The organism is Pseudomonas sp. GM_Psu_1 (genome assembly GCF_026544185.1).
In the GTDB taxonomy this organism is placed as follows: domain Bacteria; phylum Pseudomonadota; class Gammaproteobacteria; order Pseudomonadales; family Pseudomonadaceae; genus Chryseomonas; species Chryseomonas oryzihabitans.
Map to the genome: position 1 here is coordinate 16,961 of NZ_JALNUX010000009.1, position 26,544 is coordinate 43,504.

The 26,544-nt window shown below is 60.3% G+C and carries 33 protein-coding genes and 2 pseudogenes; 23 read left to right on the forward strand and 12 right to left on the reverse strand.

The genetic code is table 11. The features are described 5' to 3' along the window. Window positions 1-194 precede the first annotated feature (194 nt). From OXS31_RS15845 to OXS31_RS15860, 4 genes are all read left to right on the forward strand, one after another. A complete protein-coding gene (locus tag OXS31_RS15845; RefSeq protein WP_267400295.1) occupies window positions 195-1,220 on the forward strand; it encodes a hypothetical protein in 1,026 nt (341 codons plus the stop codon). Between the two features lie 184 nt (window positions 1,221-1,404). Further along, window positions 1,405-2,052 (forward strand): hypothetical protein, encoded by a 648-nt coding sequence (locus OXS31_RS15850; RefSeq protein WP_267400296.1) that lies wholly within the window; start codon window positions 1,405-1,407, stop codon window positions 2,050-2,052. Window positions 2,053-2,238: 186 nt separating this feature from the next. Beyond that, window positions 2,239-2,808: a hypothetical protein gene (locus tag OXS31_RS15855; RefSeq protein ID WP_267400297.1), complete on the forward strand. Its 570-nt coding sequence runs from the start codon at window positions 2,239-2,241 to the stop codon at window positions 2,806-2,808. Window positions 2,809-2,965: 157 nt separating this feature from the next. Next, complete coding sequence (locus OXS31_RS15860) at window positions 2,966-3,181, forward strand: hypothetical protein (protein ID WP_267400298.1); 216 nt, start codon at window positions 2,966-2,968, stop codon at window positions 3,179-3,181. 55 nt (window positions 3,182-3,236) lie between these two features. Here the strand turns inward: OXS31_RS15860 and OXS31_RS15865 are convergent. The 4 genes and pseudogenes from OXS31_RS15865 to OXS31_RS15880 all read right to left on the reverse strand — a co-directional run. Beyond that, window positions 3,237-3,317, reverse strand: a pseudogene (locus OXS31_RS15865) (SEC-C metal-binding domain-containing protein); the annotation flags it as partial. A gap of 678 nt (window positions 3,318-3,995) precedes the next feature. Next, a pseudogene (locus tag OXS31_RS23465) lies at window positions 3,996-4,928 on the reverse strand (DUF4145 domain-containing protein); the annotation flags it as partial. A 186-nt stretch (window positions 4,929-5,114) separates the two neighbouring features. Beyond that, window positions 5,115-5,582 carry a hypothetical protein gene (locus OXS31_RS15875; RefSeq protein ID WP_267400299.1) on the reverse strand — a complete coding sequence of 156 codons (468 nt, stop codon included), beginning with the start codon at window positions 5,580-5,582 and terminating at the stop codon, window positions 5,115-5,117. Between the two features lie 41 nt (window positions 5,583-5,623). Further along, window positions 5,624-5,887 (reverse strand): hypothetical protein, encoded by a 264-nt coding sequence (locus tag OXS31_RS15880; protein WP_267400300.1) that lies wholly within the window; start codon window positions 5,885-5,887, stop codon window positions 5,624-5,626. 127 nt (window positions 5,888-6,014) lie between these two features. Between OXS31_RS15880 and OXS31_RS15885 the strand changes: the two genes are divergently transcribed. The 3 genes from OXS31_RS15885 (at window position 6,015) to OXS31_RS15895 (ending at window position 8,152) form a co-directional block, all read left to right on the forward strand. Next, window positions 6,015-6,617 carry a hypothetical protein gene (locus tag OXS31_RS15885; protein WP_267400301.1) on the forward strand — a complete coding sequence of 201 codons (603 nt, stop codon included), beginning with the start codon at window positions 6,015-6,017 and terminating at the stop codon, window positions 6,615-6,617. A gap of 866 nt (window positions 6,618-7,483) precedes the next feature. After that, a complete protein-coding gene (locus OXS31_RS15890) occupies window positions 7,484-7,792 on the forward strand; it encodes a hypothetical protein (protein WP_145156281.1) in 309 nt (102 codons plus the stop codon). A 108-nt stretch (window positions 7,793-7,900) separates the two neighbouring features. After that, window positions 7,901-8,152, forward strand: coding sequence for a PapB/FocB family fimbrial expression transcriptional regulator (locus OXS31_RS15895; RefSeq protein WP_267400308.1), 252 nt, complete (start codon window positions 7,901-7,903; stop codon window positions 8,150-8,152). A gap of 749 nt (window positions 8,153-8,901) precedes the next feature. Here the strand turns inward: OXS31_RS15895 and OXS31_RS15900 are convergent. The 4 genes from OXS31_RS15900 to OXS31_RS15915 form a co-directional block, all read right to left on the reverse strand. Then, complete coding sequence (locus OXS31_RS15900) at window positions 8,902-9,033, reverse strand: hypothetical protein (RefSeq protein WP_267400310.1); 132 nt, start codon at window positions 9,031-9,033, stop codon at window positions 8,902-8,904. A gap of 607 nt (window positions 9,034-9,640) precedes the next feature. Further along, window positions 9,641-9,850 carry a hypothetical protein gene (locus tag OXS31_RS15905; protein WP_267400312.1) on the reverse strand — a complete coding sequence of 70 codons (210 nt, stop codon included), beginning with the start codon at window positions 9,848-9,850 and terminating at the stop codon, window positions 9,641-9,643. Between the two features lie 21 nt (window positions 9,851-9,871). After that, window positions 9,872-10,876 carry a nucleoid-associated protein YejK gene (gene yejK / locus OXS31_RS15910; protein WP_267400314.1) on the reverse strand — a complete coding sequence of 335 codons (1,005 nt, stop codon included), beginning with the start codon at window positions 10,874-10,876 and terminating at the stop codon, window positions 9,872-9,874. A 141-nt stretch (window positions 10,877-11,017) separates the two neighbouring features. Next, window positions 11,018-11,845, reverse strand: a complete 828-nt coding sequence (locus OXS31_RS15915) for a class I SAM-dependent methyltransferase (protein ID WP_267400317.1) — start codon at window positions 11,843-11,845, stop codon at window positions 11,018-11,020. Window positions 11,846-12,046: 201 nt separating this feature from the next. Here OXS31_RS15915 and OXS31_RS15920 point away from each other — a divergent pair, with 201 nt between their 5' ends. The 8 genes from OXS31_RS15920 (at window position 12,047) to OXS31_RS15955 (ending at window position 16,362) form a co-directional block, all read left to right on the forward strand. Further along, window positions 12,047-13,150: a hypothetical protein gene (locus OXS31_RS15920; protein ID WP_267400319.1), complete on the forward strand. Its 1,104-nt coding sequence runs from the start codon at window positions 12,047-12,049 to the stop codon at window positions 13,148-13,150. 31 nt (window positions 13,151-13,181) lie between these two features. Next, the gene (locus OXS31_RS15925; RefSeq protein WP_267400322.1) at window positions 13,182-13,394 is read left to right on the forward strand and encodes a hypothetical protein; all 213 of its coding nucleotides are present in this window, start codon (window positions 13,182-13,184) and stop codon (window positions 13,392-13,394) included. A 99-nt stretch (window positions 13,395-13,493) separates the two neighbouring features. Continuing rightward, entirely contained in the window at window positions 13,494-13,868 is a 375-nt protein-coding gene (locus OXS31_RS15930) for a hypothetical protein (protein WP_267400324.1), read from the forward strand. A 112-nt stretch (window positions 13,869-13,980) separates the two neighbouring features. Next, window positions 13,981-14,223 (forward strand): hypothetical protein, encoded by a 243-nt coding sequence (locus tag OXS31_RS15935; RefSeq protein WP_267400326.1) that lies wholly within the window; start codon window positions 13,981-13,983, stop codon window positions 14,221-14,223. Window positions 14,224-14,446: 223 nt separating this feature from the next. Next, a complete protein-coding gene (locus tag OXS31_RS15940; protein ID WP_267400328.1) occupies window positions 14,447-14,827 on the forward strand; it encodes a hypothetical protein in 381 nt (126 codons plus the stop codon). After that, window positions 14,827-15,051, forward strand: coding sequence for a hypothetical protein (locus tag OXS31_RS15945; protein ID WP_267400330.1), 225 nt, complete (start codon window positions 14,827-14,829; stop codon window positions 15,049-15,051). The genes OXS31_RS15940 and OXS31_RS15945 overlap by 1 nt, the downstream gene beginning before the upstream one ends. A 15-nt stretch (window positions 15,052-15,066) precedes the next feature. After that, window positions 15,067-15,465 carry a hypothetical protein gene (locus OXS31_RS15950; protein ID WP_267400332.1) on the forward strand — a complete coding sequence of 133 codons (399 nt, stop codon included), beginning with the start codon at window positions 15,067-15,069 and terminating at the stop codon, window positions 15,463-15,465. Window positions 15,466-15,972: 507 nt separating this feature from the next. Continuing rightward, on the forward strand, window positions 15,973-16,362 hold the full coding sequence (locus tag OXS31_RS15955; RefSeq protein WP_267400334.1) for a hypothetical protein: 390 nt from the start codon (window positions 15,973-15,975) through the stop codon (window positions 16,360-16,362). A 575-nt stretch (window positions 16,363-16,937) separates the two neighbouring features. Here OXS31_RS15955 and OXS31_RS15960 read toward each other — a convergent pair. The 4 genes from OXS31_RS15960 to OXS31_RS15975 all read right to left on the reverse strand — a co-directional run bounded on the left by OXS31_RS15960 (window position 16,938) and on the right by OXS31_RS15975 (window position 20,927). After that, window positions 16,938-18,098: a hypothetical protein gene (locus OXS31_RS15960; RefSeq protein ID WP_267400336.1), complete on the reverse strand. Its 1,161-nt coding sequence runs from the start codon at window positions 18,096-18,098 to the stop codon at window positions 16,938-16,940. Between the two features lie 115 nt (window positions 18,099-18,213). Further along, window positions 18,214-18,567 carry a hypothetical protein gene (locus OXS31_RS15965; protein ID WP_267400337.1) on the reverse strand — a complete coding sequence of 118 codons (354 nt, stop codon included), beginning with the start codon at window positions 18,565-18,567 and terminating at the stop codon, window positions 18,214-18,216. Between the two features lie 262 nt (window positions 18,568-18,829). Further along, a complete protein-coding gene (locus OXS31_RS15970; RefSeq protein ID WP_267400338.1) occupies window positions 18,830-20,650 on the reverse strand; it encodes a phosphoadenosine phosphosulfate reductase family protein in 1,821 nt (606 codons plus the stop codon). A 31-nt stretch (window positions 20,651-20,681) separates the two neighbouring features. Then, window positions 20,682-20,927 (reverse strand): hypothetical protein, encoded by a 246-nt coding sequence (locus OXS31_RS15975; protein ID WP_267400339.1) that lies wholly within the window; start codon window positions 20,925-20,927, stop codon window positions 20,682-20,684. A 237-nt stretch (window positions 20,928-21,164) separates the two neighbouring features. On the opposite strand from OXS31_RS15975, the gene OXS31_RS15980 reads away from it, so the two are divergent. The 8 genes from OXS31_RS15980 (at window position 21,165) to OXS31_RS16015 (ending at window position 26,451) form a co-directional block, all read left to right on the forward strand. Continuing rightward, the gene (locus OXS31_RS15980; RefSeq protein WP_267400340.1) at window positions 21,165-21,485 is read left to right on the forward strand and encodes a hypothetical protein; all 321 of its coding nucleotides are present in this window, start codon (window positions 21,165-21,167) and stop codon (window positions 21,483-21,485) included. A 95-nt stretch (window positions 21,486-21,580) separates the two neighbouring features. Next, entirely contained in the window at window positions 21,581-22,474 is an 894-nt protein-coding gene (locus OXS31_RS15985; RefSeq protein WP_267400341.1) for a DUF6685 family protein, read from the forward strand. Window positions 22,475-22,633: 159 nt separating this feature from the next. Continuing rightward, window positions 22,634-22,852 (forward strand): hypothetical protein, encoded by a 219-nt coding sequence (locus OXS31_RS15990; protein WP_267400343.1) that lies wholly within the window; start codon window positions 22,634-22,636, stop codon window positions 22,850-22,852. Window positions 22,853-23,002: 150 nt separating this feature from the next. Continuing rightward, window positions 23,003-23,482 carry a hypothetical protein gene (locus OXS31_RS15995; RefSeq protein WP_267400346.1) on the forward strand — a complete coding sequence of 160 codons (480 nt, stop codon included), beginning with the start codon at window positions 23,003-23,005 and terminating at the stop codon, window positions 23,480-23,482. 291 nt (window positions 23,483-23,773) lie between these two features. Continuing rightward, window positions 23,774-23,956, forward strand: a complete 183-nt coding sequence (locus OXS31_RS16000; RefSeq protein ID WP_267400347.1) for a hypothetical protein — start codon at window positions 23,774-23,776, stop codon at window positions 23,954-23,956. A gap of 320 nt (window positions 23,957-24,276) precedes the next feature. Beyond that, entirely contained in the window at window positions 24,277-25,419 is a 1,143-nt protein-coding gene (locus OXS31_RS16005; protein WP_267400349.1) for a phosphoadenosine phosphosulfate reductase family protein, read from the forward strand. A gap of 24 nt (window positions 25,420-25,443) precedes the next feature. Next, entirely contained in the window at window positions 25,444-25,749 is a 306-nt protein-coding gene (locus OXS31_RS16010; protein WP_267400352.1) for a hypothetical protein, read from the forward strand. Window positions 25,750-25,872: 123 nt separating this feature from the next. Continuing rightward, the gene (locus tag OXS31_RS16015; RefSeq protein WP_267400355.1) at window positions 25,873-26,451 is read left to right on the forward strand and encodes a hypothetical protein; all 579 of its coding nucleotides are present in this window, start codon (window positions 25,873-25,875) and stop codon (window positions 26,449-26,451) included. Window positions 26,452-26,544 lie beyond the last annotated feature (93 nt).

Genomic DNA, 26,544 nt, shown 5'->3' on the forward strand with positions numbered 1-26,544 from the left:
ATGCTTCAGACGGATCCTATGCTACATCATATTTCTTTATGAAAATAGAAACACATGACGACTTGGAATCACTTCTATCAAATCACGATCAAACCTTCGTGCATGAGTACATACACTTTCTACAAGACTTACTTCTATCTTACAACATCAGAATAAACATAGGTCAGATACATCGTTTCAACTTGGTTGCAAGCATGGCTAGCTCAGAGGGGATCATCAGGCCATTTAACCAATGGGGGATTGATGCGGAGCTTGTCGAGCACCAAGTAGCTGACACTTGGGGACAAATTAGACATCTCGAAGGAGACGAGCTAACCATCGAAAGAATAGATAGTACCTCTTGGGTAGTGCCTGCTACTGGAGCTAGAGTCTTTAAACACACGGCAACACTTAGTTCCGGCGAGCCATACGTCATTGGTGCCAATGATATGCTGGAATACATTGCTCATAAGATAGAATCTAAGCATTGGCAAACCAGCGCGCCAGCATTCCCTTATCGAACCATCGATAAAGTTCTTGATCACCTGAACCTATCAGAAATGCCAGACGATTGCCGTATTGCCCTCGTCGAATTTTGCCTTCACAACGATCACCCTTTTAATCAGCTAATGGTAGCTCTGAACACGATTTTTGTCGGAGAACATCGAAATCTCCTTTTAGATTCAGAAAGAATTGATTCCGTACTCGAAGGAATAACGTGGCATCCAAACGGCGTTCCTTCGGAAACCATTTCCACCAAATCCAGTCGTCGACTCAACCAGCTAATCGAAGAGCTACGCAAGCGTTACCGCGAAAATAATTTTGAAAGCGTCGCATTATGGGTCGAAGATGTGACTAACGTTATTAAAAGAGATTTCCATGGAGCTCTTTTTTTCAGCAAACTATACCGACTGGACGAATTAGAATTCAAAACCAAAATATCCGACATTCTAAAAACGTTTGGCATGCCGCTTGTATTCAACCAGAGCGACGAAGCTGTGTCGATATTGCCTGAAAAATACGAACCATCTCAATTCTTCCAGTTTTATGCAGCTCAGAAACTTCTGGAATTCGTAAGCCACACGGGGAATACCTGCCCGTTAATATCCGTTTGCGAGGCTCGCAATCCCGACCTGATAGATGACAACTGCTATAACAACGCAATAGCGCGCGGCTTAGACGAATATTTATGCCCGTTTGGGCAACTTATTAGGACGTATGATCTTCACAGAATAGAATAGCTCCACAGGAGGGTTTGCCTTAAAAAATATATGCTGCGAGTTATGTTATCTCTCCGATATCATCTACGCACCTTCTTTAGTCGATACTTTGCCCTCTCATCGACCCGTAGAACCCAAGGCCTACCGTGGTCCATCAGGCGCCATGCCGTTAGACTGAATGGCGATACAGCTGCCGTGAGTTGTGATGAAGACTTGGACCGACGAGATGCTTGCCCAGCTAGGCACCGAGAGCGATACCGCCTTCGGCGACCGCTGGGCCATGTCGCGCATGACAGTGGCGCGCAAGCGGCAAGCGTTGAAAATTGCTCCCTACGATTTTAAACAGGGGGGATTCAATGGCGAAACGCTGTTTCGGTGGAGTCCGGACAGTATCGCCCTCATCGGAGAGGAGCCCGACGCCACCGTCGCAAAGAGGCTAGGGATCAACCGGCGCGCAGTTTATAAAATGCGCCTGAACCAGGGGCGGGCGCCTGCCAAACGTGCACCAAGGGTACACACCTTGCCCCCGGAAGCCATACCGTTACTGGGTGAGCTGCGGGATTCCGAATTGGCCCACCGGTTTGGCATCCCCGACGACTTGGTATACCGCGAACGAAAGCGGCGCAACATCCCGAAGCTGAAGATCGAAGAGCCACTTAATGAGGCACTACTGGCTGAGCTTGGCACCGATAGCGATCGAGCGATTGGCCTGAAGCACGGGGTGCCCTGCAGCAGAGTCAGGCGGCTACGGTTGTCGCGCAATATTCCCGCGTATAAGCGACCCAACGTTAAGAAAGCCGCCGCCGGTAGGAGCGCCCTAGACGTTGGCTGCACACTGCAGGGCAACCCCTGACCTAGCGGCAGCGGCAATCGCTTGGTGTTGGTCTTGCAAACGCTCAGCGCCTTATCGTTTGCTGATGGCCGCACATCGAGAAGAGCCAGCTCTCGGCGGTGGTCACGTTTACCCTGGTACTTATAGATCGGTCACCGGCACGTCCGTTGCCGGATCTCTCTGGACACGAAGAAAAGGAATTTGAACATGGCCATAAGTGCCGAGCCAGATGACGCGCCGGAATGGCTCGTGCAGAAGCCACGCAGGGCGCGGCCGATCGCCCTTGCCGTCTGCCTGGCGATCGGAAGCCTGGCGACACTCGCCGCCCTCGAACTCGGCGGCCGGGCAATGCCCGGCCCCGTGGCGTCCCTGAATGCCGAAGGCCCTGCTCCTCGCCTCGACGCGCCCCATCCCTCTGACGTGGCGAGTGTCGATACCGCCCGCGGAACGGTACGCCGCGCTGTGCCTGCCGCCACGGAGATACTGCCGGCGATCGAGGCTAATTCACCTCAGAACATCCATCAGCCGGCAACGCCCACCAGCAAGCAAACGGTGTTCACGGACCAGAACTGGACGCCGCGCGGCGCTGCTAACGTGGTGCGCTTCACCGAAGCACCTCGCGGCCAGGCGCTCGAACCGGCGCCACCTCAGCCAATGAAGGTAACAGTGGTATCCGAGACGCCGAGTATGAAGGATCGGGCCTGCTGGCCATACAAGGCCGGGAGCCTGGAGCGCCGCAACTGCCGGTCTGCAGTTGGTCTACAGCACCGCGATTAGCTTCAACAGAGTCTGCAACCGTACCCTGCAGCTCTCATGGACGGGAGCCGGTCGTCTGGTTACCGGTGACGCAAGCATTCCATTATTGCGATAGCAAATCGACTCGACGATAGTAGCTCGCTGCCATACGCCCGCGAACAACAGTCGAGTATTGATCATGCATGACCACGCCACAAGCCAAGCCCGTGAAGCGCTCCTTGGCCTGCATCGGCAGCTCCAAGAAAACGCGAACCAGCTGGCTGATCTGCAATGCGACGATCCTAGCGCCCGCGCTGTACTCCAGGCGGTGCACGATTTAAACGGGCGGGTGGCAGACCTTGTGGCGGAAACGGCGCTGCTTGCGCCGCTGCAGGCGGACCTATTGCGGCGCTGAGATCCGTCCAGTGCCGACCTCACCGCAGGTGCCTCTCGCAGGGCCTGGTTTTCTATCAGGCCCCATGGCACTTCTTGAACTTGAGGCCTGATCCACAGGGACACGGATCGTTTCGGCCGACGTTCGGGAAGGCCGACAGTGCAGGTGATCGCTGCCGGTCAACAACCGGTCTCTGACGTTTCGCCGGCGTCGACATACATGCCGCCCGTAACAATGCCTGCGTAACTTGCTCTGGATCTCGAGGAGCGCCAGGGCCAATGCCGTGCAACAGCTCGCTGAACTCGCCCATTCGTTCGAAATAGTTTTCTACCGGCCGCCCACTTCTATCGAACAGGGTGCACAGTAGAACGTCGTTCAGCCGCTTTTGAAGATCGGGCCCATTGGCCTCGATATGACGTCGAACCTTTCCGATAGCCACCTTCGCAACCGCAAGACAGCGCTCCATAAGCTCATCAGGATCACCTTCCTTCACCAGCTGCTCGTAGCAGTGCTGTGCGAAGCGCGCGGCATTCATCCAACCGTCCGCCGTATCGTCCAGTTCGAGGGTCACCTCCGCTAGGCCAAGCGCGCCATGGGCACGGTATTGGACGGAGCTGGCCAGCCGGTGGTATAGGCTCGGCACCTCCGAAAGGTATCTGCCGGAAACACTTCCGCGCCGAATCAATTGAGCCAATTCGTAGATTGCCGCGGGGTAATCCTGCGCCGCAGCCTCTTCCACCCATGCGTGCGCTTTAGCCAAATCCATCTCTACACCCACTCCCCGCGAGTAGTGCAGGTAGAGATTGAACTGGCCTTGCGGAAAGCCAGCTTGCGCTGAGCGGATCGAGTACTTGGCAGCGCGCTCTAGATCGACCTCACACCCCACTCCCTCGGCGTAAATTGCGCCGAGCTGGGCGAGCGCCCGGGGATGATTGTGCTCAGCGGCCTGCTCATACAGCTCGCGCGCGTAGCCCACGTCTTGGTCAAACCCTTTTTGTCCCGCAAGGCAGCAATCCGCGATCAACGCCATCGCTTCTGGGTGACGTGCGTCTGCTGCACGCCATAGATAGGATCGAGCCTGCGCCAGCTGATCGTCCGCTACACCCCGCGTGTAAAAGTAATAGGCGCCGTACTGAAACATGCAGTCCGGGTCACTCAGCTCCGCCCCCTTTTTGAACCAGAACATGGCCTGTTCTATCTGCTCTCCTGCATCCAGGCTGTACCCGTCGTTGGTGAAAGCACCACCTTCCCAGGAGGAGAGCTGGTCTGCCTGGGCCTTGAAGTACAGAGCCACCTGATGCATCGCTTCAAGCTCACCGACAACCATCGCCCGGTAGCAGAGGTCACGCAGGCTTGAATCCTCCGCCGGCGTTATCGAGTAGGCCGGCACCGAATCGCCACGAATCAGGACGATCCTCTCGAGCAACTCGCGCGCCGCGTCCAACCCGCTGACCGCCATGGCAGCGAAGTCGTGATCCTCATGGCTGAAGGATTCCGGGTGGGCTACGACGTTGCCGTGCCGGAGGAGCAAGCGCAGATGACGGATGGCAGCGGCACCCAGGATTCCCGTACTTTCCAAGCTCCTGATACGGTCAGCCAAGAAGACATCGGGACCAGCTCCCCGATCCAGGCTCTCGCAGACCGCGTAGGCCAATCCCCTGAGGTAAGTGAGGCAAAGCGCAGGCGCCTGACCGCTGAAAGTCTTGGCGTTTTGATACAGCGTGCCGATCTTTTCAGACACGCTGCGAGCGAACTGGATGTCGTCCATGAGGTGAGCCTAAGGGATCAATTTAGTCATGGCGCGGGCGCCACGGAAGCTGGGCTACTGCACTGGCGCGGACTACGCGAGCAAGCTTGCGATGCGTGTTGATCGGCTAGAGTGGAGAACGCGATAGCATCAGAAGGGAACGATCGCACCATCTGTTTCCGGAAGCAGGCGGGTAGTGGTGCGTCCTCAGACGTCCATGCCGAACGCTTTCATGCCCAGTCGAGCACCAAAGCCCAAGGCTTCCGTCGTGATAGACCGGACCAGCTCCTTGCCCCCACTTTTTGATGCGGCCACCAGCTGTTCGCCCAGGGGCTCGCGCTTGGTCAACGCGGTGGGAATAGCGTTTAGGACCTCTAGGCCCTTCGCTGTAAGCCGGGCGCTTTCGAAGTAGGTACTACCGTACTGGTGATCGCCTGACACCAGGTACTCTGCCTGTATCAGCCAGGTGACACTGTGCTTAAACAGAATCTCGTCGTCCGACTGCATTTCCAGGCCTAGCGCCTCAGCCGCCGCTGCGCCTTCCACTGCGCCCTCGCGCTCCTCAATCCCAACAAGCCTGGGTCGAAGGCCGATCGGGATGGGGAAGGCCTCGTAGAGTTGGCCGAAGATCAGGCCGGTGATCTCGTTGAAGCGATCGATGTTTCTCGAAGACATGCATCTACCTCTGGTGGAAACTAAGGGTGCTATGAGGCCGGTCAGCCGTCGTAACCAGCCCAACCGCTCATGAAGCCCTTCCACTCGGACTCCGGAGCCCCTAGCTTGCAGATCGCGACCGTGACCCGCTGCCCTTGGGTAGGCTCTCCTGGCTTCACTGCCATGTGCCGGTACGGAGTGTAGTCCGGCACCCACATAGTTGAGCTTTGGCTGCGGTGGTACTCCCAAATGGCATAGCCGTTGACCGTTCCGACCTGGCGCTCAAGATTGAATGCGTGGCCCTTATCTCGATGGATGACTAGCATCTTGCGTGCTCCTGTTGCTGGGCACAGATCATAGCCCGAAGGGCTCAGCAGGTTGGCACAAATCGGGCTCCAGCCCGCACCTGTTACGATACCGACTGGTAGCGCCAACTGAGGACATTCGCGCGGGATGATCGTCTGGACTGAAGAGATGCTTTCCCTCTTGGGGAAGGACACCGACCACGCCCTGGCTGAGCGGTTCGGTATTTCCAACATGACCGTCGCGCGCAAGCGGAACGAGCTGGAGATACCGATCTACGAATGGCGTGCCAGCGGGGTGCGATACCAGTCATTGTTCAAGTGGACGCCACAATCCGTTGCACGGCTTGGGAAAGAGCCAGACCTGCTGATCGCCCAGTCACTGGGCATTAGTCGCCAGGCCGTTTACATCAAGCGGAAGTCACTGAAGATCAAGGCACCGAGGCAGCGCGCACCTCGCGTCAACCGACTGCCCATCGACGCAATCCCGCTCCTAGGCACGTGCAGCGACTCGGCGCTCGCTGCCCGGTTTGGCATACCTGCCGATGTCGTGTTTCAGGCTCGCAGATCGCGCAAGATACCGGCGGCCAAGTCTGAGGATCCGATACCGCATGGCCTACTCGAGGCCCTGGGGACGGTCAGCGATCGTGCCCTCGCACTGCGGTTCGGGTGGCACTACAGCAAGATTCGGCTGCTCCGCCTACAACATTCAGTACCGGCCTATAAGGGCCCAAGGCAAAAGGCTGGCACGTAGCGTGGCGGACACCTCTTTCGATTAGGGCTTGGTGCGAGACTTCAGGCCGTAGGCGTCGCGAACGAGCGTATCAGTCTTCTCGAAGCGGCGTACCGCGTCCGAGACCGAGGACCGGGTCGCGCCCGTCTCTCGCATAGCGTCAGCCTGAGAGATACCGTCCACTAAAACTCGCCTGGCTGCTCGATTGGCCGGGCTCTCTGGGTCCCCTCGCAGAAGCGTGGAGAGGGCCTCAAAAACGGCCAGTTTCATCCGCATGTTCAATCTCCAAAATGCACTTTGCGTTGTCGGCCGCATTCGAGGTGCGACGACCTGTTTTGCTGGGAAACCATATTGCGGATTCCGCGCGGCGTCCAAATCCCCGATCACTGACCGCCAGGAGCGATATCGTGGTTGAAGGTCACCCTCCATACGCCGGGACTGGGTCAATCTGCTATCTGGTGGGTTAGCGCTCTTGGGGGTAGATGCTTGCCTGCGGTTTCACCGGCGGTGGCTAGCACACCGCACCTGTCCGACGCGCGCAGGCCCTATCGGAGTCATCCCGCATCTACCCCCAAGGGCACTCGATCGTTTTCCGCATCCCCTACCCCACCTATACGCTCCACCCGCGCCGACATAACGATGATCAGAGGCGCGAGATGATACTGCCGTTTTCTATAGGCAGAGCAGCCTACTGACCAACCATCTCAGCAATGACATTCGATCGACTCATGCCCAGCTGGCCTCGACTCAAACGGCTCGAGTCACCACACAGAATGTACGCCTCATGGCGCGTACAAACAAGACTTGACTTGGCGCTTCGCGAGCCGGATCATTAGGACCTAGGTTACCTTTTTTGGTAACCTGACCTAATGCATCAGGAGTAGTAGATGACCCAGACCTTGGAAATTCACACGATCCCCGTGATCAGCACCGCCCACATCACCGAGGAGGTGAGCAGGCGTCTTTCCGATGGATCGGGCCAGTGGTGCGCTTGTGCGGATTACGTGGGCTGCGGCTTTTTCCTGTACCTGGACGAACCCCACGGAACGGAATGCGACCCGGTGCCACAGTGCCTCTTGGACATTCGCGATTGGCGCAAGCGGTTGCAACTCGAGGGCAGGCTCGATAACAGCTGCTGGGTTCGCCTAGAATGCGACGCTGACCCAGTGGAAGGGCTGCCGGTCTACGACTGGTAGGTGCTCCAAACCCACGGGGATGAGTCAACACGCCAGCTATCGGCCGCCCACTGACCGTCTACAGCGGTCACCGGCCTGGTATCGCTGCTTGAACGGACAGTGAGCCCGATGTCAGCCGATCACGACTTGGTACCAGGCCAAGTCCCCTCCGCCCAGTTTGACCTGCTCTTAGCCGGCACCTCTATTCGCGGCGCCGAGGTGATCGCCGCGTTACGGGATCACCTCGTAAATGGCGTGACCTGGACGGAGGCGTGGACGAAACACGGCGTCAACAAGAGTCAGTTCTCCCGCCGTCTTAGCGTCTTGCAGGCCGAAAGCGCTCGCGCCAAGAGTCTGAGCGTCTTTTACACGCCCCGCTGAGCGTCTGCGACGGCGCATCGCTGCTGCCCACCGAATCTGGTGCCACCACGTCGCAAACGTCGCACCTGCCGTGATACCCAGACGACCGCTGACTGCATAAGATGAGGCATCCTGGGGCGAGACAGCCTCAGGCAATGGTTAGCGCCTGGGCTTCGTCCCATTCGGTCGGTGCGGCCACGCCCATGGCAAATGCCACCCGCATACTGACGGTCGGCCGCTTGTGCTTCACCAGGTACGCGGCCGCGCCCGCACACATCGCCTCGTGCCCAGAGGGGTGTAGCGGCCGTCATCGTCCCACGCTCCTCCACGGGATGAGTGGACCGTCTTGTGGCACGGAAAAGGGGCCTGATCGTCTTCCAGCAGCCCGCTGATGATTCCTTCCAGGCGACCTGGCGCAAGTACCAGAGCACCCTGCTTCAGAAAAGGACAGTTGGAGCACGGACGTTTCAAGCGGAGGTTGTGCTCGAATGGATTGGCCACCGCCTTTGCGGACGCACCTGGAGTAGCGTCTTTGAGCATGCTCATTCGTCAGCGGCCTCCAGCTTCGCAGCGAACCCAAGCAGCACCTCGCTACGCTTCGCCCGATCCCAGGCGAGCAGTCGCAGCGCAGCGCTGTACAGGCCAGCCCCCGCCGGCCCGAAATCGATCTCCGTTCTTGGGTAGCGGCCAACGTACTCAATGAACTTGGCTTCAAACTGATCAGCACCTTGCAGTGCACGTAACAGCTCGAGATCGTCCGAAGCGGCTATCTACTCGAGGGCATTGACCAGGTTCCGACGCCAGAGCTGCTGCTCGCCAGCAACCTCCATCAGGCTGACGAGCTGGTCTACCACCAGCTGGGGCAGCGGAGGACGCTTCGGCGTTTGATCTTCGATGGTCATCTTGCTCGACCCATTATTGGAAGGCGCGGCTGTGACGAGATAACTTCAATCATGCAGCCCAGGTTTACGAGGTCGTAGTGGGTTGCGAATTGCCTTGATCGCGCGGATGGCCTCGCAGCAGTTGGGACAGTTAATCGACTGGTCCTCTTCAGCGAAGACGAAGGGCTCCGGAAGATCCCCGGAATCGAATCCGTCGTATGCGTCGCCGCATAGCGAGAATTCAGCGTTCAACGGTGACATCGCACACCGGCGAATAGCCATAGGTTCAACCACCCCTGCATTATCCCTTTCTTTGCCTCAGCCCGCCTAACGCGGGCCGGGGCGAACGAGGCTTACGAGCGCAACCATTCCTCGAAGCTTTTGACGGGCCAGCCCAGCTGGCGCGCCTGTTCGGCATAGATGTTGTAGCGGTCTTGAAGACTTCCCATAACGCTCTCCTACTGATGGAAGCACTGCCTGTGCGGTCCGTCTATTGTACGCCCCTAGGGACGTACATTCAACCGCGCAAGCTATCACTCTCGAGTAGTAAAACGTCCCTCACCAGTGCCCGTACCTACTGAGGTTCGAAAAATAGCCTTCACAGTCGGTCGTCGTCTTCGCGCGGTTGTTAAGCGTCGTCCTTACGCGATGGGTCGTCAGATCGAAGGCGCAGACTGGCGGTAAGGAGCCACAACGCAATCAGTACGCTGATGATGATTGGCTGCGCTGCCCAGGTACCGTCCCATAGCCGGTCGACGAACTGGCTGAAGGTGAGCCCATGCATCACGCAGTAGGCAACGAGGCTCAGCACGATCAGGGGGATGAAAAGGAAGACCATGTCGGTATCTCCCTGCCGCCGTTATGAGTGGCCGCGCAGCTGCTCCCGCAGCTGGGCCGGCAGCTCGTTGATCACCAGCACGCCGCGCTCTTCATCGAAGTTGATGCGCGAGCCCAGCAGGTGCGCCTCGAAACTGATCGACAGCCCCTCGGCGCGGCCGGTGAAGCGGCGAAATTGGTTGAGGGTGCGCTTGTCCGCCGGTATCTCGGGTGCCAGGCCGTAGTCCTTGTGGCGGATGTAGTCGTAGAAGGCGCGCGGTGCCTCGTCGTCCATCAGTTCGGATAGGGCATCCAATGCAATAGGCTCGCCGCGCTTGGCCTGGCTGCTGGCGTAGTCCACTAGGGTGGCGGTCTTTTCCTTGGCGGCTTCCTCAGGCAGGTCTTCGCTTTCCACATAGTCGCTGAAGGCCTTGAGCAGGGTGCGGGTCTCGCCCTTGGCGTCGACGCCTTCCTGGCAACCGATGAAGTCGCGGAAGTAGTCCGAGACCTTCTTGCCGCCCTTGCCGCGGATAAACGAGATGTACTGGCGCGACTGCTTGTTGTTGCGCCACTCCGAGAGGTTGATCCGTGCCGCCAGGTGCAGCTGGCCCAGGTCCAAGTGCTTGGCCGGGGCCACTTCGAGACCCTCGGTGACCGTCACACCCTCGCTATGGTGCAGCAGGGCAATGCTCAGGTAATCGGTCATGCCCTGCTGGTACTGAGCGAACAGCACATGGCCGCCGGTGGAAAGGTTGCTGCTCTCCATCAGCCCCTTGAGGTGCTCCAATGCCTGGCGACTAAAGGCGACGAAGTCCTGTTCGCCTTCCAGGTAGGCACGGAGCCAGCCGCTGAAGGGGTAGGCGCCAGACTGCTCGTGGAACAGGCCCCAGGCCTTGTTGGGTTTGGCGTTGTAACTGTCGTTGAGATCGGCCAGCAGATTCTCGATGGCCTGGGAGTCGGCCAGTTCGGCGTCTCGCGCGTGCAGGGTCGCGGGCTGGCCGTCGGGCTTCTTGTCGATCAGATGGACGATGGCGTGACGGATCGGCATATGTTCCTTCCTTGCTTACGTAATACGCGGGCATCGCAGGCCCGCACGTGGGTGTATTGGCCGGTTGATGAAGCTGTCGGGTTCGACGATTTGGCGTGCTGTCGCCACCAGCTCAACCGCGCGCCGGGAACAGCGACGCCCTCAGGCAGCGAACAGATCAGCCTGCACCGCTAGGGCATAACGCCCTCTTCCGGTACGGCAGGCGGTCTGCTGACAGACCTTGCGCACCTGCTGGCGCCAGTGAGGGTTTGCCGTAGGCCGACGCTCAGCCACGAAATCGTAGATTTGCGCGAGAGTCGCCTCGCCGTCGAAGAGCGCCAGCGCCTGGCCAACCACCGCGCGCCAGGTAGCCGGCCCCTCGGCCATCGCCTGCTGTACATCCCGGGGCATGCGCTGCAAGTAGGCCAACTCGTGGTACAGGCCAAAACCAACCATCAGCCGTTGCTGATCCTTCGTGAACCTGACGAATGCGAGCGGGTGCTTGAGGCCCGGATAGAGGTTGCGCGGCAACATCTCCTGCTGGATCGCCCAGCGCTCGTTGTACCTGCAGACTCGCTCAGCCGTTTGCAGGAAGAAGCAGGGCAGCACGAAGGCAGCTTGGCCCTCATCGATCAGCAAACCGTGCGCGCGATCCAGCAGGCGCTCGATGAACTTGGTCTCGAAAGGCGGATTACCCAGGAAGAGCGAGACCGGCTGCTCGATCTCCACGCTGAAGAAATCCGCGTTGATCACTGTACGTCCAGTCAGCTCCCGAGCCTGCGCCGCCAGGACGGGATCGACCTCAACGCCGACCACCGGTACGTGCTCTGGCAGCGCCTGCAGGAACCGGCCAGGGCCACAGGTCGGTTCGACGACGAAGCTCTCGGCATTCAAATGCGCGAAGTGGGTTCTCACGATCGCCTGAGCCGCCCAAGCGGGCGTCGGGTACTGGCTCAGCATAACGGTGCGGCTTTCCGTGGCCTCACTCATGTTTCGTATTCCGAGTGGTGAAAGAGCCCAAATGGTAGAATTCTGTTTATCAGAATGTCAACAACCCACGGAAAGCTCTTAGAGTCCCTTTATAGGGCGGTTCTAGCCTACACCCGCCTCCACCGCTAGCGCCGTAAATAAAACTTGCATAGGTTACCTTTTTTGGTAACCTGTCGGCTCACACAGATGCGAGTACCCACCATGAAGCTCTTCCCGTCGACAGCCGCCGCTTACAGTGCCGCGCAAGGTGATGCAGCAGTTGCAAAAGGCGCGACGCTGGTTGTCGTTAGCGAAGGCGTGGTCGGCCTGGCCTGGTCCTGGCCGGTTGCCGTAACTGTTGCCCTGGGTGAGTTTCACGGAGCCGTAGGCGATGCCGATGCCCTGATCAAAAGCGCCGGGTTGACCCTTGAGCAGGTGCGCGATGCGGTCGACGTCGCAGATGCTCACGGCTTTCCAGTCGCAGCGTGGGCCCGGACGATCGCTTCATCTGCCCTTCCCCGCTGGATGGCCAAGTACACGACGGGTCAGGCGATTGGGTATTCCCAGGGCGTGATGGCATACGCTGCCTACTACGGTGTTGACGGCGAGGGCGATCTGGACACGGAGCTCGAGGAGCGCGTGTCCATCATGCCGCGCCCGATGATCTCCTACGCCAGCCGCACGGGGACACGCCGGAACCTGGAGGCCTTGCGTCAAGCCAACTGGCGTCTGCTGGTTTCTGCGACTGGGGCGCTGCGAACGGAAGGGATGCGCTACGCGCTCGATAACGGCGCCTGGACGGCCTTCCAGCAGGGGCGGCAGTTCGATGAGAAGGCATTCGGCCGTGCGGTGGACCGTCTCGGCGAGAACGCTGACTGGATCGTGCTGCCGGATATTGTCGCCGGCGGCCTCGAATCGCTGGAGCTGTCGCTGCGCTGGCTGGAGCGCCTGAAGGGTATCCCTACGAAGCTTCTCTTGGCCGTACAGAACGGCATGGAGCTGGACGATGTCCGCGAGTACCTGTCCCCGGCGGTCGGCATCTTCGTGGGCGGCGATACCGAGTGGAAGCTGGCAACTGTGAACTCTTGGGGTCAGCTTGCGCGGCGTCGCCACTGCCACCTGCATGTCGGGCGAGTGAACAGCGCCAAGCGCATCGCCCTGTGCGCAGCGGCCGGCGTCAACTCGGTGGACGGCACCAGCGCCACCCGGTTTTCCAAGAGCCTGCCGCGCCTCGACGGTGCGCTGCGCCGCGCCGACGGTCAGCCGGACCTGTTCAATCCCGCAGGCATGACTCTGGATGAAGTCCGTTTGGACTGCTGCGCCTAAGTCCGCCCCCACTCACAGAAGGCTCACCGTCATGACTATCCATACCGTCACCCCCTCCAGCGCCATCGACATGCTGGGGCCTTACCTCACCGCCAAGGTGACCTGCCCGGCCTGCAACAAAGAGAACGTGCTCCTGCGCCTTGAGGGCCCGACCAGTCCTGTGAAGGCGTTCGACGTCTGCACGCACATCCGTGCTCATGTCATCGATGACGAAGGCGAAAGCCTGTTCGAGTTCGAGACCTAGCGCCTAAGGCAGGCGGCACGGGCCGCCCTGGGCAACGAAGGCGCGCGACGCGTCTTCTCCACCATCAGCTATTGGCCAAGTGGCCGAATAGGACCTGCTATGAAAGTCCAAGATTTCCGCGATCTGACCTCCCGCGCCCGCCAGTTGGTGGTGGACCTGGATGCCTGTGTCGATGCCGGGGAGCGCCTGCTTTGGGTTGGCCGCGCGTCACGAGACTGTGCGTTGATCGAGGCGGCGAAGTGCCCACGAGCCACGCAGCGGGACCTGGACAGCCATCAAGCAGCTTGCTCCGCCCTCACTGACCTGATCAACCAGGTTTCGATGCCGGCGGAACACCGACAGTCGATCGGCACGCCGGCAGCCGGTGCGCGAAGCAAAGGGCAGTCGCGTGCGGGTGGCTACAACAAATCAGCGGCGCGCGCGGTTCGGTTGGGCCGCGCGGCCCGCTCAGCAATGCGCCGCGGGTACTTCTGAGCTGTCGGCGGACTGCTGCCCGTGTCCCGGAGTACGCCAGCTCCCGCTGGAACTCGCGTCATTTCAAAGCCCTGACGATCCAATCCCTTACCCGTTCCCAAGGAGGAACCACGTGAGCAAAAACAAAGGACGCAGCCCTAAAGAGCTCGAAATTCTCTACGCTAAACGCGACGCAGATGTTGCCGAGCTGAGCAAAAAGGATCAGATCGGCGAGGCAGACCTGGCCCATCTGGATCACCTCGGTAAGTGCCGGATTGCCAACGATCACTGGCGCCTTTGCGATGACTCCGCCCGCCGCTCGCTACTCAACGACGCGCACCACTTCGTCCGCAGCTGCGCGGCGCTGGCCGAGTAGAAGCGTGATCTCCCAGCCTTGGCCAGGTGCGGAGACAAATTCGAGGCGCTGCTACTGGCGGCGGGAGAGTGAATGAGAGACGCCCATGCCTGACAGCCGCGGGGGTCCCCTTCACATCCCGGGACTAGAATGGACAAGAGAAGAACAGGCAATGACGGCTTGTGTGTACGCCCCTACAGGCGTACAATTTGGACTCAAGCTTGCCGCTTACGAGGCTACAGTCATGCATCGCACCATCGAGTCGATAGTCGAAAATCACCGCGTCGCCTCGGCCCGACGCGCTGCTGGAAAACCCATCTGGGACCGCAACATCGATATTAAGGGCATCCTGCGCGAAGACCCGGGCAATACCTCCAACGAACATGCAGCCGCAGTCGCCAATCGGATCGGCGACTTGATTCGTAGTCGGGTACCGGCGGCGTGGCTGGATTACAACTCCCCGGCCTTCGACGAGGACCTTCTCGACATTGTTGAGGGCATGGAAGCGCTTAAGCCGGACAGCTACGACGGCGACGAGGAGATGACTCCGATCGCTGACCTGAACGGCATGCTTGGCCAGCTCTATGACTGGGCCGACACCAAACGTGTGTGGTTGGGTCTGTGATGGCGCTCGCAGCCGGCGGGGCACCGACCAGCATCGAGTACAGCTACAGCTCAGTGCTCGGGAAATACGTGCTGCGCACCCGGGGGATAACGCTCACCGGGCGCGGCATCACCCAGCATCACGCCGAGGCCGACAGCAAGCCCTATAACGTCTACGCGGTCACCCAGGCCGCGTTCGAGCGCATATCTGCAGATCATCCGCAGATAGGCCTGATGAGCGACTGATCAAGGAAGGATGGTATGAAAAAGGCTTTCGCCGTGGCGCTGTGCGCCGGCTGGATTGGGACCACGCACGCTCTTCCCACCGTAACCCCCCAGCTGGTTGACCCTCTTGTGCGGGACGTGCTGTGCGCCGGCCCGAAGGTAATCGCTGTGCTGCAGACCCACGCAGACCCGGCTGTCCGGCTGACTGCCACGGTCAAATCGTACGATGCCAAGCCTATTGGCGATCGGGCGCTAGTCTGCAACGTGCAGGCTGTGATCATTCGAGAGGACCTCCTCTCGCGGACAGTGCAGAAAAACGAGCTCGACAAGATATTCTTGGTCGCCATTGGCGGCGAGCCGGAGCCAATAGGCCAACAGTTTGCCGACGCGTTGTTGAGGTCCAGAGTAATCCGGGACTTGGCCACCGTGCAGTAGCGAGCGCTACAGCCCATGGCCGACGGTCACCGTTAGGTTGAGGGCTTCCTAATATCTACCCATGTGGGGATAATCCAGTATCGCTTCGTTATAGCGATACTTAATAACTCACACTTGGTTACAGTCTATCCAACGGCAAAAATATGAAAAGCTCATATCGGATCTTAGTGGCGGCGATCCTGTTACCCTTCTGGATAGTCTTCGTTTTCTTTGCCGCCCACCTCGGGCAAGCGACAGCCGATCATATTTGGCAAACGGCACTGCCAGCGATGGAGCAGTATCCATTTTGGATAATGGCTATGGCAGGCCTGGGGGTGACGGTGCCGTTTATGCTGCTAATGGTAGTTTTCACGCCATCAAGGAAAAGCCGCCCTGCCGACGCGGCGGATCCAGGGTAATTCTAGAGATATTGCTTCGTCGATCACGACGGCAGCAAGATTCGATCGCCAACGTCCCGTTTCTGCAGGACTGTTCGCTACACCTACCATTCTGCGTCACAGGAAGCGCATGAAAGGTACATTTTTCACGGTCGCGGTTTTAGCCCTCCTCACCGGATGCGACGGCGCGAGGGAGCTGGCGGCCAAGGTAGCGGGTGACGGGAAACCGACCACTCTCGCCATCCGCGCGGGCTACCAGGTTCAGATTGATGGGAAGGCTGTCCCAATTTACGGAACCAGTGCATGCCCTCCAGCTGGCGAGCTCACGCTCACGCTCTTCGGCCCAGGGCCGGATGAGGGAAATCGCACGTGCGTGGTAGTGGGACCGGAAACCAAGACGGTCACCGTGCTGGTCGGGGGCGGCGCCATACCGCAGCCGGAAACATGGCTCGTCGATCACGACGGCAGCAAGACGATGCTACGGCGACCTGATGGCAGCTACATCGTTGCTGCGAAGTGATGGCGTTTAGCGCTCAGCTCCATTCCGCCTGGCCGATTGCAGGCGGAGTGCTGACTCAGGGAGCCCGTAGCACGGATCGTTTAATTCCCTTCAACCAGGCGATATAGCTCATACCTGGGCCCGAGGCTCAAGCCGGCCCCGCCACCCCAACGCTCGAATTGAGCACTGCAGTAATAGACCCCCATGGCCACCTCTCGGCCCTTTGCGGCGACCATGCGTACGATTTGAAAGCCCCCGGTCCTGGCGTCCCGCTCCGCATCATTACGAATAAGTTGAAGGCATTCATCGGCCACGGTCATCACGGGTTGATCGAATGGAGGCAACGACGGTACCGCAGTCGCGCCGGCGCTTGTGAACAATAGGGGGAAGGCGAGAATCAGCCTCATGTGCATACAGCCTCTGGTGGTGTGTTTGAAACGAGGCTATCCAGATGGGCTTTCCTTTTCAGCCGAACTCGATGCAGTTACTGCCTACCCGCGGCTCTCGCGCATCAAACCCACTAGCGCGCGGAAGATGGGTGCTACCTCCAGCCGGCGGCGTGCCTGCGACCGCTACCGGCAAGAGGCTATCGCCGGCTACCGTCCATGGTTGACCAGCCACTCGGCCATTGCGCCGTCTTCCAGGGCGTATTCGCCTTGGTTGGCCTTCCAGATCAGCTCTCGCTCGCGCAGAGTTTCCAGCGCCTTTTGCACGTTGGGCTTACTTGCATTAGCAGGGTGCTGCGCCAGCTCCAACCGTCGATTCAATGCCTCCAAGGTGTGCGAGGCAAACGGCGCGAAAGGTTGCTTGCTCACCGCGCGCTCGGCGATCTGATCGAGCACCGCACGCTGGAGCGGCGACAGGTCATTGCAGGCGCTTTCGTACTCGCTCCAGGCGCCCTGCTCGCGCGCAAGTGCCCCGGCCCGCAACAGCTCACCGAGGTTCCCGGCCTCGCCGAGGATGACACGAAGGTCAGACATCAATGCGGTGAGCATCTCAGGCCGACGGCCAACCCGCTCGAACGCATATTCAACGTCCTCGACGGCGAATTGGTTCGCTGCGGAGAGGTTGCTGTTCCACAGGTTGGTAACGAACTCCACGTAATCCCGGCCCAGGCGTGGAAACTCAGTGATGCGCGCGCCGTAGAAGGGCTGTTTGTTCTTGAGCACCAGGTTTGCAAGTTTGTCGCGACTGGAGCCGGTGAACACCATACGGATGCCATCAGGCCCTACTCCGCTGTTGAGGTGATCACGCGCAGCCTTCAGCGCGAACATGGCTTCTTCTCCAGCTGCACTATTCAAGGCGTGCTGGGCTTCGTCGATGATCAGCACGATCATCTTTCCAGAGACGGAGTGCAGGACGTCCAGCGCCATGGTCAGGGTCGTTCCCGCCGGCAGCTGCGGCTTGGTGAAGTCCCAACTGAGCGTGCGCAGCAGGCTTAGCTTTTCGACGCCCACCTTCTTCGCGGCCTTGGCGAAGGCGGACTCGTATTCCGCGAGCGCAGCGCCGATAGCGCCAGACAGTAGTTCAGCCGGATCAACACGCTTGTTCGCCCACAGATCGACGTAGACCGTCTGCCACCCGCGCGCCTGACATGCAGGGATCAGATCGACCTTCAGAAAGGTACTCTTCCCGGTACGGCGCGGACCGGCCAGGAACAAGCCGGAACTGTGATCGACGAATGCTTCGCCAGCGAGCTCGCGAATCAGGCCTTCAGCTAGGGCTTGGCGCTTAAAGAGTGGACGAGTAACGGCCATGTCGGTACACCTCGGGTATCCTTTGATAGGTAAAGTATACCAGTCTAGATACCAGCGGTATATTGCTAATCCTATTCGATCTGCGGCCAGTCGGTAGACCGTCGGTGCTGGCCTACTAACCCCCTGCCAGCTCTAGACTGAGCTGGCAATTTTGCTTCTGTTCTTCCAGGAACTCGGTGGCCACGTCGTCTTCGCTATCGCAGCCCCGCCCAGCCCCGAGGAGTCCGGCGAAATGCGCTTTCAAGGCCACTTCTCCGTGCGACTCACCGGCCAAGTTATCAAGCGCGCGCCAAGGCGCGAGCCGGTCATCCGGCAACACGCTGTAGGGGTCAGCAACCAGGCCGCAGGTGAACGTCCCATCCGCGTGAGCGAGAAGCGCGCGGCAGCGCACCTCATCGCCGAGCTCTTTGCCAAGGTCGCAGACCTCCGCGATGCAGCACAGGCCGCAGCTATTGCAGGGCTTGCCCATGGTTGGCTTTTCCAGCACTACGGTTGGGATCACTCGCCAGCTCATCCGGTCCTCTCGGTGATCAAACGCGGGCCAACCGCACACGCCCAGCCAGCCGCGGCGCCCCGGGCGAACAGGTAGATCCACACGACTGGATGATTGATCGGCACGCCTCCAGCCAATGATCACCCAAACCGCCCCCAATGATCATCCAAAGCGTATCCAAAGCGGCCGTGGGCGATCACGCTCCGCACAGCGATGGCGCGGGTGCGGGTGCGTTCGATCAGCGCTCGCTGTCGAACAGCGAGGCCTGGCGCTCTTTACCCTTTGCCACGGCAGCTTCGCGAGCACGGACCGCTTCGAGCTTGGCACCCAGGCGCTCAAGGATCGCATGAGGATCGTGGAGTACTGGTTGCAGCTCATGGCGCGTCAGCTGGTTGCTTACCCGGAGCATGCGGTCCCAGTCGCTGTGGGAGCCTTTGTACAGCTGCACGGTACCCAAGCCCAGCAGGTAATGGATCGCCGCGCTCGGCGTGGTGTTCAAGCGCTCGCTATCGAGCACCCGATCGAACTCGAACGCCATGAAAAGCTCGAGCCCCTCGTCGTCGATGTCGTACTCATTGCCCACCTGGACCTCGGTGACATACACGCCATCACGGGTGAGGGTCAGGGTCTCGCAGTCGGCCGCCCCCGCACTGACATCGCGCAGCCCGCTGTAGAGGCCGTTGTACTGGCCATCAGCAAAGGGCACGCGACCGCGGAAGGCCACGTCCGCCTCGGTACACTCCGGGAGGGAGTCCAGCGGCGGGATGGTGAAGCGCTCGCCTCGCTCATAGACGGAGCGGTAGATCCTCATCGCCGTCCAGGCCGGCTGGTAGCCGTAGCGGCCCCAGTTCAGCTCGATGGCCATCACCTGCTTGAGAGAAAGCAGCTGAAAGCGCGGCTCGATCTTCAAGCGGCGCGCCTCGGCCTCTTCATCCGCCTGGATGCTGAGCATGATGCCCAGGAGCTGACGCGTGTAGTCGGGGCTGTAGGCATTGGGCGTAATCGAGATCCAGCCGTCACTGCCGACATCGCGCGCCAGCCAGGCGCGGCCGGCGGGGTTGAAGTGCATGCGGATCATGAAGGCGCGCAGCGCATTGAGTGGCTTCATCCAGTCGTACCGGCCGCCCTCGGTGGCGATCAACGACTCGGCGCTGGTGTCGCGCGAGACCCGGGCGCACGTCCAGCAGCCGGTGCGCGCGTTGCACGGTGCCTTGTTCTGGTCCTTGCCGGCGACGTAGGCGTTGACCATGCAGTCCCCGCCATTCATGTCGCGGTAGAGCTCGACCAGCTGGGTGAAGTCGTCGTAGGTCTCGATCTTCTCGGACCGGACGTTGCCGATGAACTCGAATACGTCGAACTGGGTGAAGTCGGCGATCGGGCTCAGGACCAATTGACCGTCTTCCATGACATCGACGGCGTCCACGGCGCTTTCGCCTCGCTCAGCCATCGCCCGGCCGCGGGCGGTGGATTCGTCGAAGCGCGTGCCGATCAGCGAGACGATCTGGACGGCCTTCGGACTTTGTCCTGACTCAGCAGCGATCCGCTTGCGTAGCTGGCGCTTGAGCTGGTTCAACGGGTAAGCCTTGGTCATCTGCTGGCACTTCGTGTTGTTGCCCACGCTCATGATCGTCCGGCCACCGATCACCGATACGAGGTAGTCCATGCTCAGGCCAGGAGAGGCCACCCAGACACGCATGGGGATGCCGCTCACCTTCGCATAGGCGCGCATGCGCTTGATCATCTGCTGGTTGTAGGCGGTGACCACGGGGTTCTCCATTCGTGTATCGGAATGGCACACGTGAAGAGTGGGAACACGCACTCCCTCGGCGATCAGCTCGCGCATCGCCATCAGTGCGATCGACAGCGTGACGCTGGAGTCCTTGCCGCCACTCCAGGCTACCGAGAGATGGCGCCCGGCCAGGACCTGAGCCTTGATCGCGCTCACCGCAACGGCGACCTTCTCCAGCATCGTGAGCGGCTTAGCCGCTACCGGCGGCAGCTCAATAGCCTGCGCCAACGGGGTGACGTCGAAGAGAGCGAGAGTGGCTTGCATGCCCATGGCCATGGATTCCTTGTCCGCGTTGCGATGATCAGTGAGTAACCGGGGTGGCTTGGACCGGCTCCAGGGCGACGCCGCTGGCGGCCAAGACCTTGCCGGCGACTTCTGCCGGGGTGCGCTCCTGAGCCCATGCCTGGGCCATATAGAAGGGCTGGGCCTCAACCACACCCGACGCGTCTGAATACGAGATTTCCAGGGCGATCGAGATCAGCTCGACAACCTCCTCTTCCCAGCGGCCGTAGGTGTCTGGATTGCTGGTTTTGGTCTGCTCGTGCATTGCTGTAGCTCCTATCGAAAGAGAGCTTAGCTTATCTATATGTACGCTTCTAGACAAGTACATTTAGCGCTTGAATGTACTTTTCTATAAGCGTACATTACTGACTCATGGCGCTGCTCTTGTAGGCGATTGAACGCCCTCGGAAGGGGTGAATAGAGCTCGCGGACAGTCGCGCACACCGGATACTGGCAGCGGCTAATACAAGCCGCCCAAATAGCGTTCTAAGGGAGATGCAACATGCACAAAACCAAATGGATCATCTGCGGTGACTGCGCGGGGGACGGTACCGTAGAGAATCCAGCGTTCTCGAACGGATTCACCTCCAGCGAGTGGCAGGACGCGGGCGAGGAATTCCAGCAGACGTATATGACCGGCGGGTACAACGTCCCCTGTGGTCGTTGCGCCGGCTCTGGCAAGGTCTGCGTGCCTAACGTCGCCGCACTCACCTTTGGTGAAAAGCGGCAACTGGTGCTGGCGCAGCGCGAGGCTGAGTTCAACGACCAGGAAGCCCGCCACGACCTGGCCACGATGAGAGCCGAATCCGGCTACCGCGATTAAGCGCCCAGCCGTTCACCTTCGACAGTCCCGCCACCTGGCGGGATCCGGACCGCGCGGCGATGCCGACCGGCCCCCCGCCCTTTAAGGACCACCTCATGCAAGCTCTACTGGCAAAGGCTGCTCGCTCGTTCCTGGACAGCTGCGGCGTACCCCGCACACTCGAGCATCACATCAAGACCCATCACTGGCCTCACGTTGAACTCGCACCCAAGGGCGTATCCCTAGCGACGGAAGACATCCACAACTGGCAAGACTGGACGCCGGACCACGAAGACGGACTGATTGGCTGGAGGTGGGCTGACGACGAATACGATAGCTTCCGCCACCAAATCCCTGCCCTCCTGCGCTTGTGCGACTTCGACACGAACGGCACCTGGCAGGGCGACATCCGCGACGTGGATGCGGTGTGCGCCTCCAAAAGCAATCTGGCGCTATACCCGACTCTGGACGCGTTTGCCCTCGCGCGCTGCTCCGGCCTGATTGCGCCGGCAACGCCTGAGACGCTGCAGATGAACCTCGACTGGCCAGAGGTTCGGATCGTGAAAAGCTCAACGTCGGATCACTTCATCACCTGGGGCTGGGACGGCCGAATCTTCCTGAGCAACAACGGCGGCAGCCACCACTTCGCCGCCGCGCGCTACCTAGCGAAGACCCTCGAGACACCCATCCCCCTCAAAGGGCGGCTGGTCACCTACCGACTCAACTGCGAGGCAGTGGAGGCGCTCGCTGATCAATACGACGTCTACGCCTTCGGCAACGACGCTACGTGGGAAATAGCATTCCGCGACCACATGAAGCGCTTCTCGGCAACTTACCTGCGCATGCATCTGCCTGGCCTCTACCGGGGCTGGGCTGCGTTCCTTCCAAAGTCCTGCGCACGCTCCTCTGCGGTCTCCGCAGTCCTACGGCGCGCCGGAGTGCCGAGCGTGTCAGAGCACCTGGTTGAGCTGGCGCGCAGCCAGCGCCTACCGCCGGCCCCTGCTGCATAACGTGGTAACCCCCGACCACCTAGAGGGTCCTGGCCAAGGCGGCGTCCTTGGTCGAGCCAGAGGCCTGCCTCAGCAGGCACAATGAGGCGGTGGCGGGAATAGTCGTCGATGTGACGTCCTGGCCTGGGCCCCGACCATTTGGATAGAGAGTGCTACACCATGCAAAAAGCCGAAGTCGAACACTGGATGTCAACGCTCAAGGCAGGCGATGAGGTCGGGGTCTACACAGGGTCGCGATTGCTGTTCAAAACCAGGGTGGCGAAGCGGACGCCATCTGGCCGAGTGGTTTGCGAACCCGGCGGTACTTTCAAGCCTTGCGGCGATATCCACGGTCGCCTGTCCGACCAGGATCGCCGCCTGCGTCCTATCACTGATTGACAGTGGAACAGCCCAATGACCAGCCCTGCAAACCACCCCGTCGCGAGCTCCCCGTGTTCGGTGCATTTGCCGATGAAACCTTGCCCTCCACCACGAGCCGCAAAGATGCGGTGGAGTGGGTTTCATGGATTGAAGATACCGGCTGAAGTCTTGGCCGGTGCCGCCCGCGACGTCGAGATCTGCACGGAAGGCATCACTGATCTCCCAGCGCCATTCAACAAGGCCAACTGCTGGGTTTATTGCAACCAAGCCTGGCCCCATGTTGATCCTGACTTCGAGGGATTCATTTTCATAACGCTAGCAGTGCGGGCGGACCATCGTTACGCTCAGCTGCTCCCGAATCACAAGCACACAGAGATCGGCGTGTTCCAGGGTACCCTGTTCACTACCGATCCGATGTCTCTTCACTGGCTTGCACCAAATGGCGAGGGCGGGGCGGAATTCATCGGACTCCAGTTCGAAGTCCCGTACCAGGAGGTCGATGAATTCTACGAGCTCCTGCTTTCGCAACTTGCAGCGCTTGGGCCGATCAGCGAGCACCAGGTCGGCACATGCGACGCGCTACTTGTGGCAACCGGCGACTGGGTAGGTACGCCACCTGGTCCCCTCGCGGGTAATCAGAGCATATGATCTAGGACGGGCATATTGAGGGGTCGTGATGAATAACCTGAAAGAAGTCAATCGGCGCACAAACGTCGCCCTTGTTTGGGGTGGGCTATTCTGCTTGCTCCTGTCTGTGGCAGTGGCGGTAGCCATCTGGACAATGCCTTTTTCGGGCCCTGATCTGCGCACCGAATTCACCATGCCGCTAATACCAGGCGTGATCATCGGCGTGGTCTTTTCCCTGTGGGGGTTCTTCGAACTGAGGGCCCAGAAGAATAGGGACTGGTAACTCACGCAATACTGCGATAGGTGAGCAGGATGGCCATTTACGACGACATGCGAGTCCAGCTGCAGGAGCTGCTGGATCTCGTCGTGCAGGACGAGCAGTACACCGCCGCGGTCGCGCATGGGGTGATCCAGGCTGACCAGCGCACGGCATCTGCACATCGCCAGCGGGCTACACGCATCAACGAGTTGAAGCGTCATTTCGCACTGAAGTGACTGCCCAGAAGAACGCGGCGGCTGAGAGGCGGCTAAGCTGGCCAAGCGGCTTGCTACAGTCATCGTCACTGAAGTGAAGAGCTTTGCGACGCTTGGTAGGCCTGTCACCGAGAGGCCGGCACCCAAACTTACTCCTTGAATGCCCGCTTAATGCGGGCTTTTTTGTGGGTGCAATTCCAACGGCTCGATCATAGGTAGCGCAGTTCTGGGCCGGAAAAATTGGCGGCTTTGTTGGTACAGGATCAGCAAAAACAGCTTGATATGTACGCCTATAGAGGCGTACACTTTGCTTATCCGATCTGCACCAAGAGTCCCAGAAGATGATCATCTCTCCCCCAGTAGCTACCACCCCCCTGGTCGACGAAATGCTGTCGCGCAACGCCGTGGTAGCCGTGGGGGTTAGCGGTGGCAAGGACAGCGATGCGTGCGCGGTCGCAACCGATGAGTACCTGACCAAGATCGGTCACACCGGCCCTCGTATTCTGGTGCACGCCGACCTCGGCTCGGTGGAGTGGCGTCAGAGCCACACCAAGTGCCAGACGCTGGCCGAGACCCTGGGCTGGGAGCTGGTAACCGTCAGCCGCAAGGCCGGCGGCATGATGCAACGCTGGCAGACGCGTTGGGCGAACAACGTCGAGCGTTACGAGGACCTCTCCTGTGTGAAGCTGATCCTTCCGTGGAGCACACCGAGCATGCGCTTCTGCACGTCGGAGCTGAAGGCCGCGGTGATCGCAAGCGAGCTGAAGAAGCGTTTCAAAGGGCAGGAGATCATCAATGTCACCGGCATTCGCCGGGAAGAGAGCGCCAGCCGCAACCGTGCTGACGTGGCCAAGGTGGATCCCCGGCTGAAGCAGCGGAATGCCACGGGCATCACCTGGAACCCGGTCATCGACTGGACCATCGGCGAAGTGAAGGCGGCGATCGCCCGGCGCGGCCTTGAGCTGCACGAAGCCTACACCCGCTACGGCATGACCCGCGTGTCCTGTGTCTTCTGCATCATGTCCTCGGCCGCGGACCTCATCGCCTCAACAACCTGCCCCGACAACCACGACATCTACCGCACGATGGTCGAGCTCGAAGCCACGTCGACCTTCGCGTTTCAGTCCAAGAATTGGCTCGGCGACGTCGCGCCCCACCTGCTGGACAGCGAACTCGCCGATCGCCTGGCGCTGGCCAAAGCGGCGTGCCGGGCGCGCGAGATGGCCGAGGCCCGTATCCCGGTTGGCCTTGAGTACCAGGACGGCTGGCCAACCCGCCGCCCCAGCGCGAGCGAGGCCTCAATCATTGCCGACGTTCGGGCCCAGGTATCCCAGGCCGTAGGCCTTGGGTCGCACTTTCTGTCCGGTGATGCCGTCATGCAGCGGTATGACGAGCTGCTGACGCTCAAGGCGGCCAAGGCGCCCGCGGTTCCCGTTCAACTCATCGCGGCACCCGCCCGCGACCAGCTGGCGTTTGGTTTCTGACCGACGCCAAAGGAGGGCTCACGTATGGAAAAGCTCCTGACTGAGGTCGCGATGTATGCCAATCGGCGCATTGCGCTGCAGGTGGTCACCGAGGCCGGCGAGCCGTGGTCGATGCTCTCGGTGAATCTTCCGAATGTTGCGCTGGAGCCGCATGAGTTCTGTGTCCCGGTCTGGCAAATCTCCTCCGAAGAGCTTCAGCTGCAGCTAGTGTCGGGCAGGTTCGAAGACACCGGCAGGATTGAGGCTGCAGGGCACCTCCAAGCGCCGGTATGGCGCGTGGTCGATCCGCAGCTGCTGAATGCGTTCGCCGCTCTGCAGGCGAGCTCGTAGAGCGCTCTCCGGGCATAAGCGGACCTTGCCCGGGCACGAGCGCCCTTCTGGCATTCATGTCACTGCCGCTGGCCTCCCCATTTGCTGCCGCCGATCGCACCCAATACGCTTCCTGAGGACCTCATGAACAAATCGCAACCCACCGCCAAAGTCGGCCGCACCGCCCACGGCTACAACCGCCCGGTCAGCGTCTGTGGCGTCGTCATGGGGCACGCAAGCTTCGCGAAGTGCTCGCCGGTCAGCTGGTGGAACTACCAGCCGAATGATGGCGGTCGCTTGCGTCAGTACCCTGACCTATCGCGCGTTCGAGAGGCTGCGGTGCTCGACTACCTCCGTTCCCTGGCGCAGCCGGTGCCTTCGTCGAATCCCATACAGCAGATACCGGACGAAACCCCTTCCGCTCACGAGAGCAACGGGCGGCGAACCGTCCTGGACGTCACAGCGCTGCTGCCCTTCGTCGAGCAAGCGCGGCAGGCGCTGGCCAATACGGCTCAGGCGGACACGGACTATCTGGCGCTGGACGCACAGCAGAAGCGGGAACGGTTCGATCGGTACCAGGACGAGGATGCTCGCCATAAAGCGGCATACGACTCGGCAGCAGCGGAGGCAATGAGGCTGCTGCTGGCGCTGGTGGACGCAAATCCAACGTCAGGGGTGGCGATGGCGGCGGTCGCTAACGCAGGCCAGGGTGCCGGGCGATGACAAGCGAGCCCGGAGCGTCGATCTACGTCACCGCTTCTGAGGTCGAGGCACTAGGGGACGCCTGAGGAATCCTTACCGCCCTGCACGAGGCAT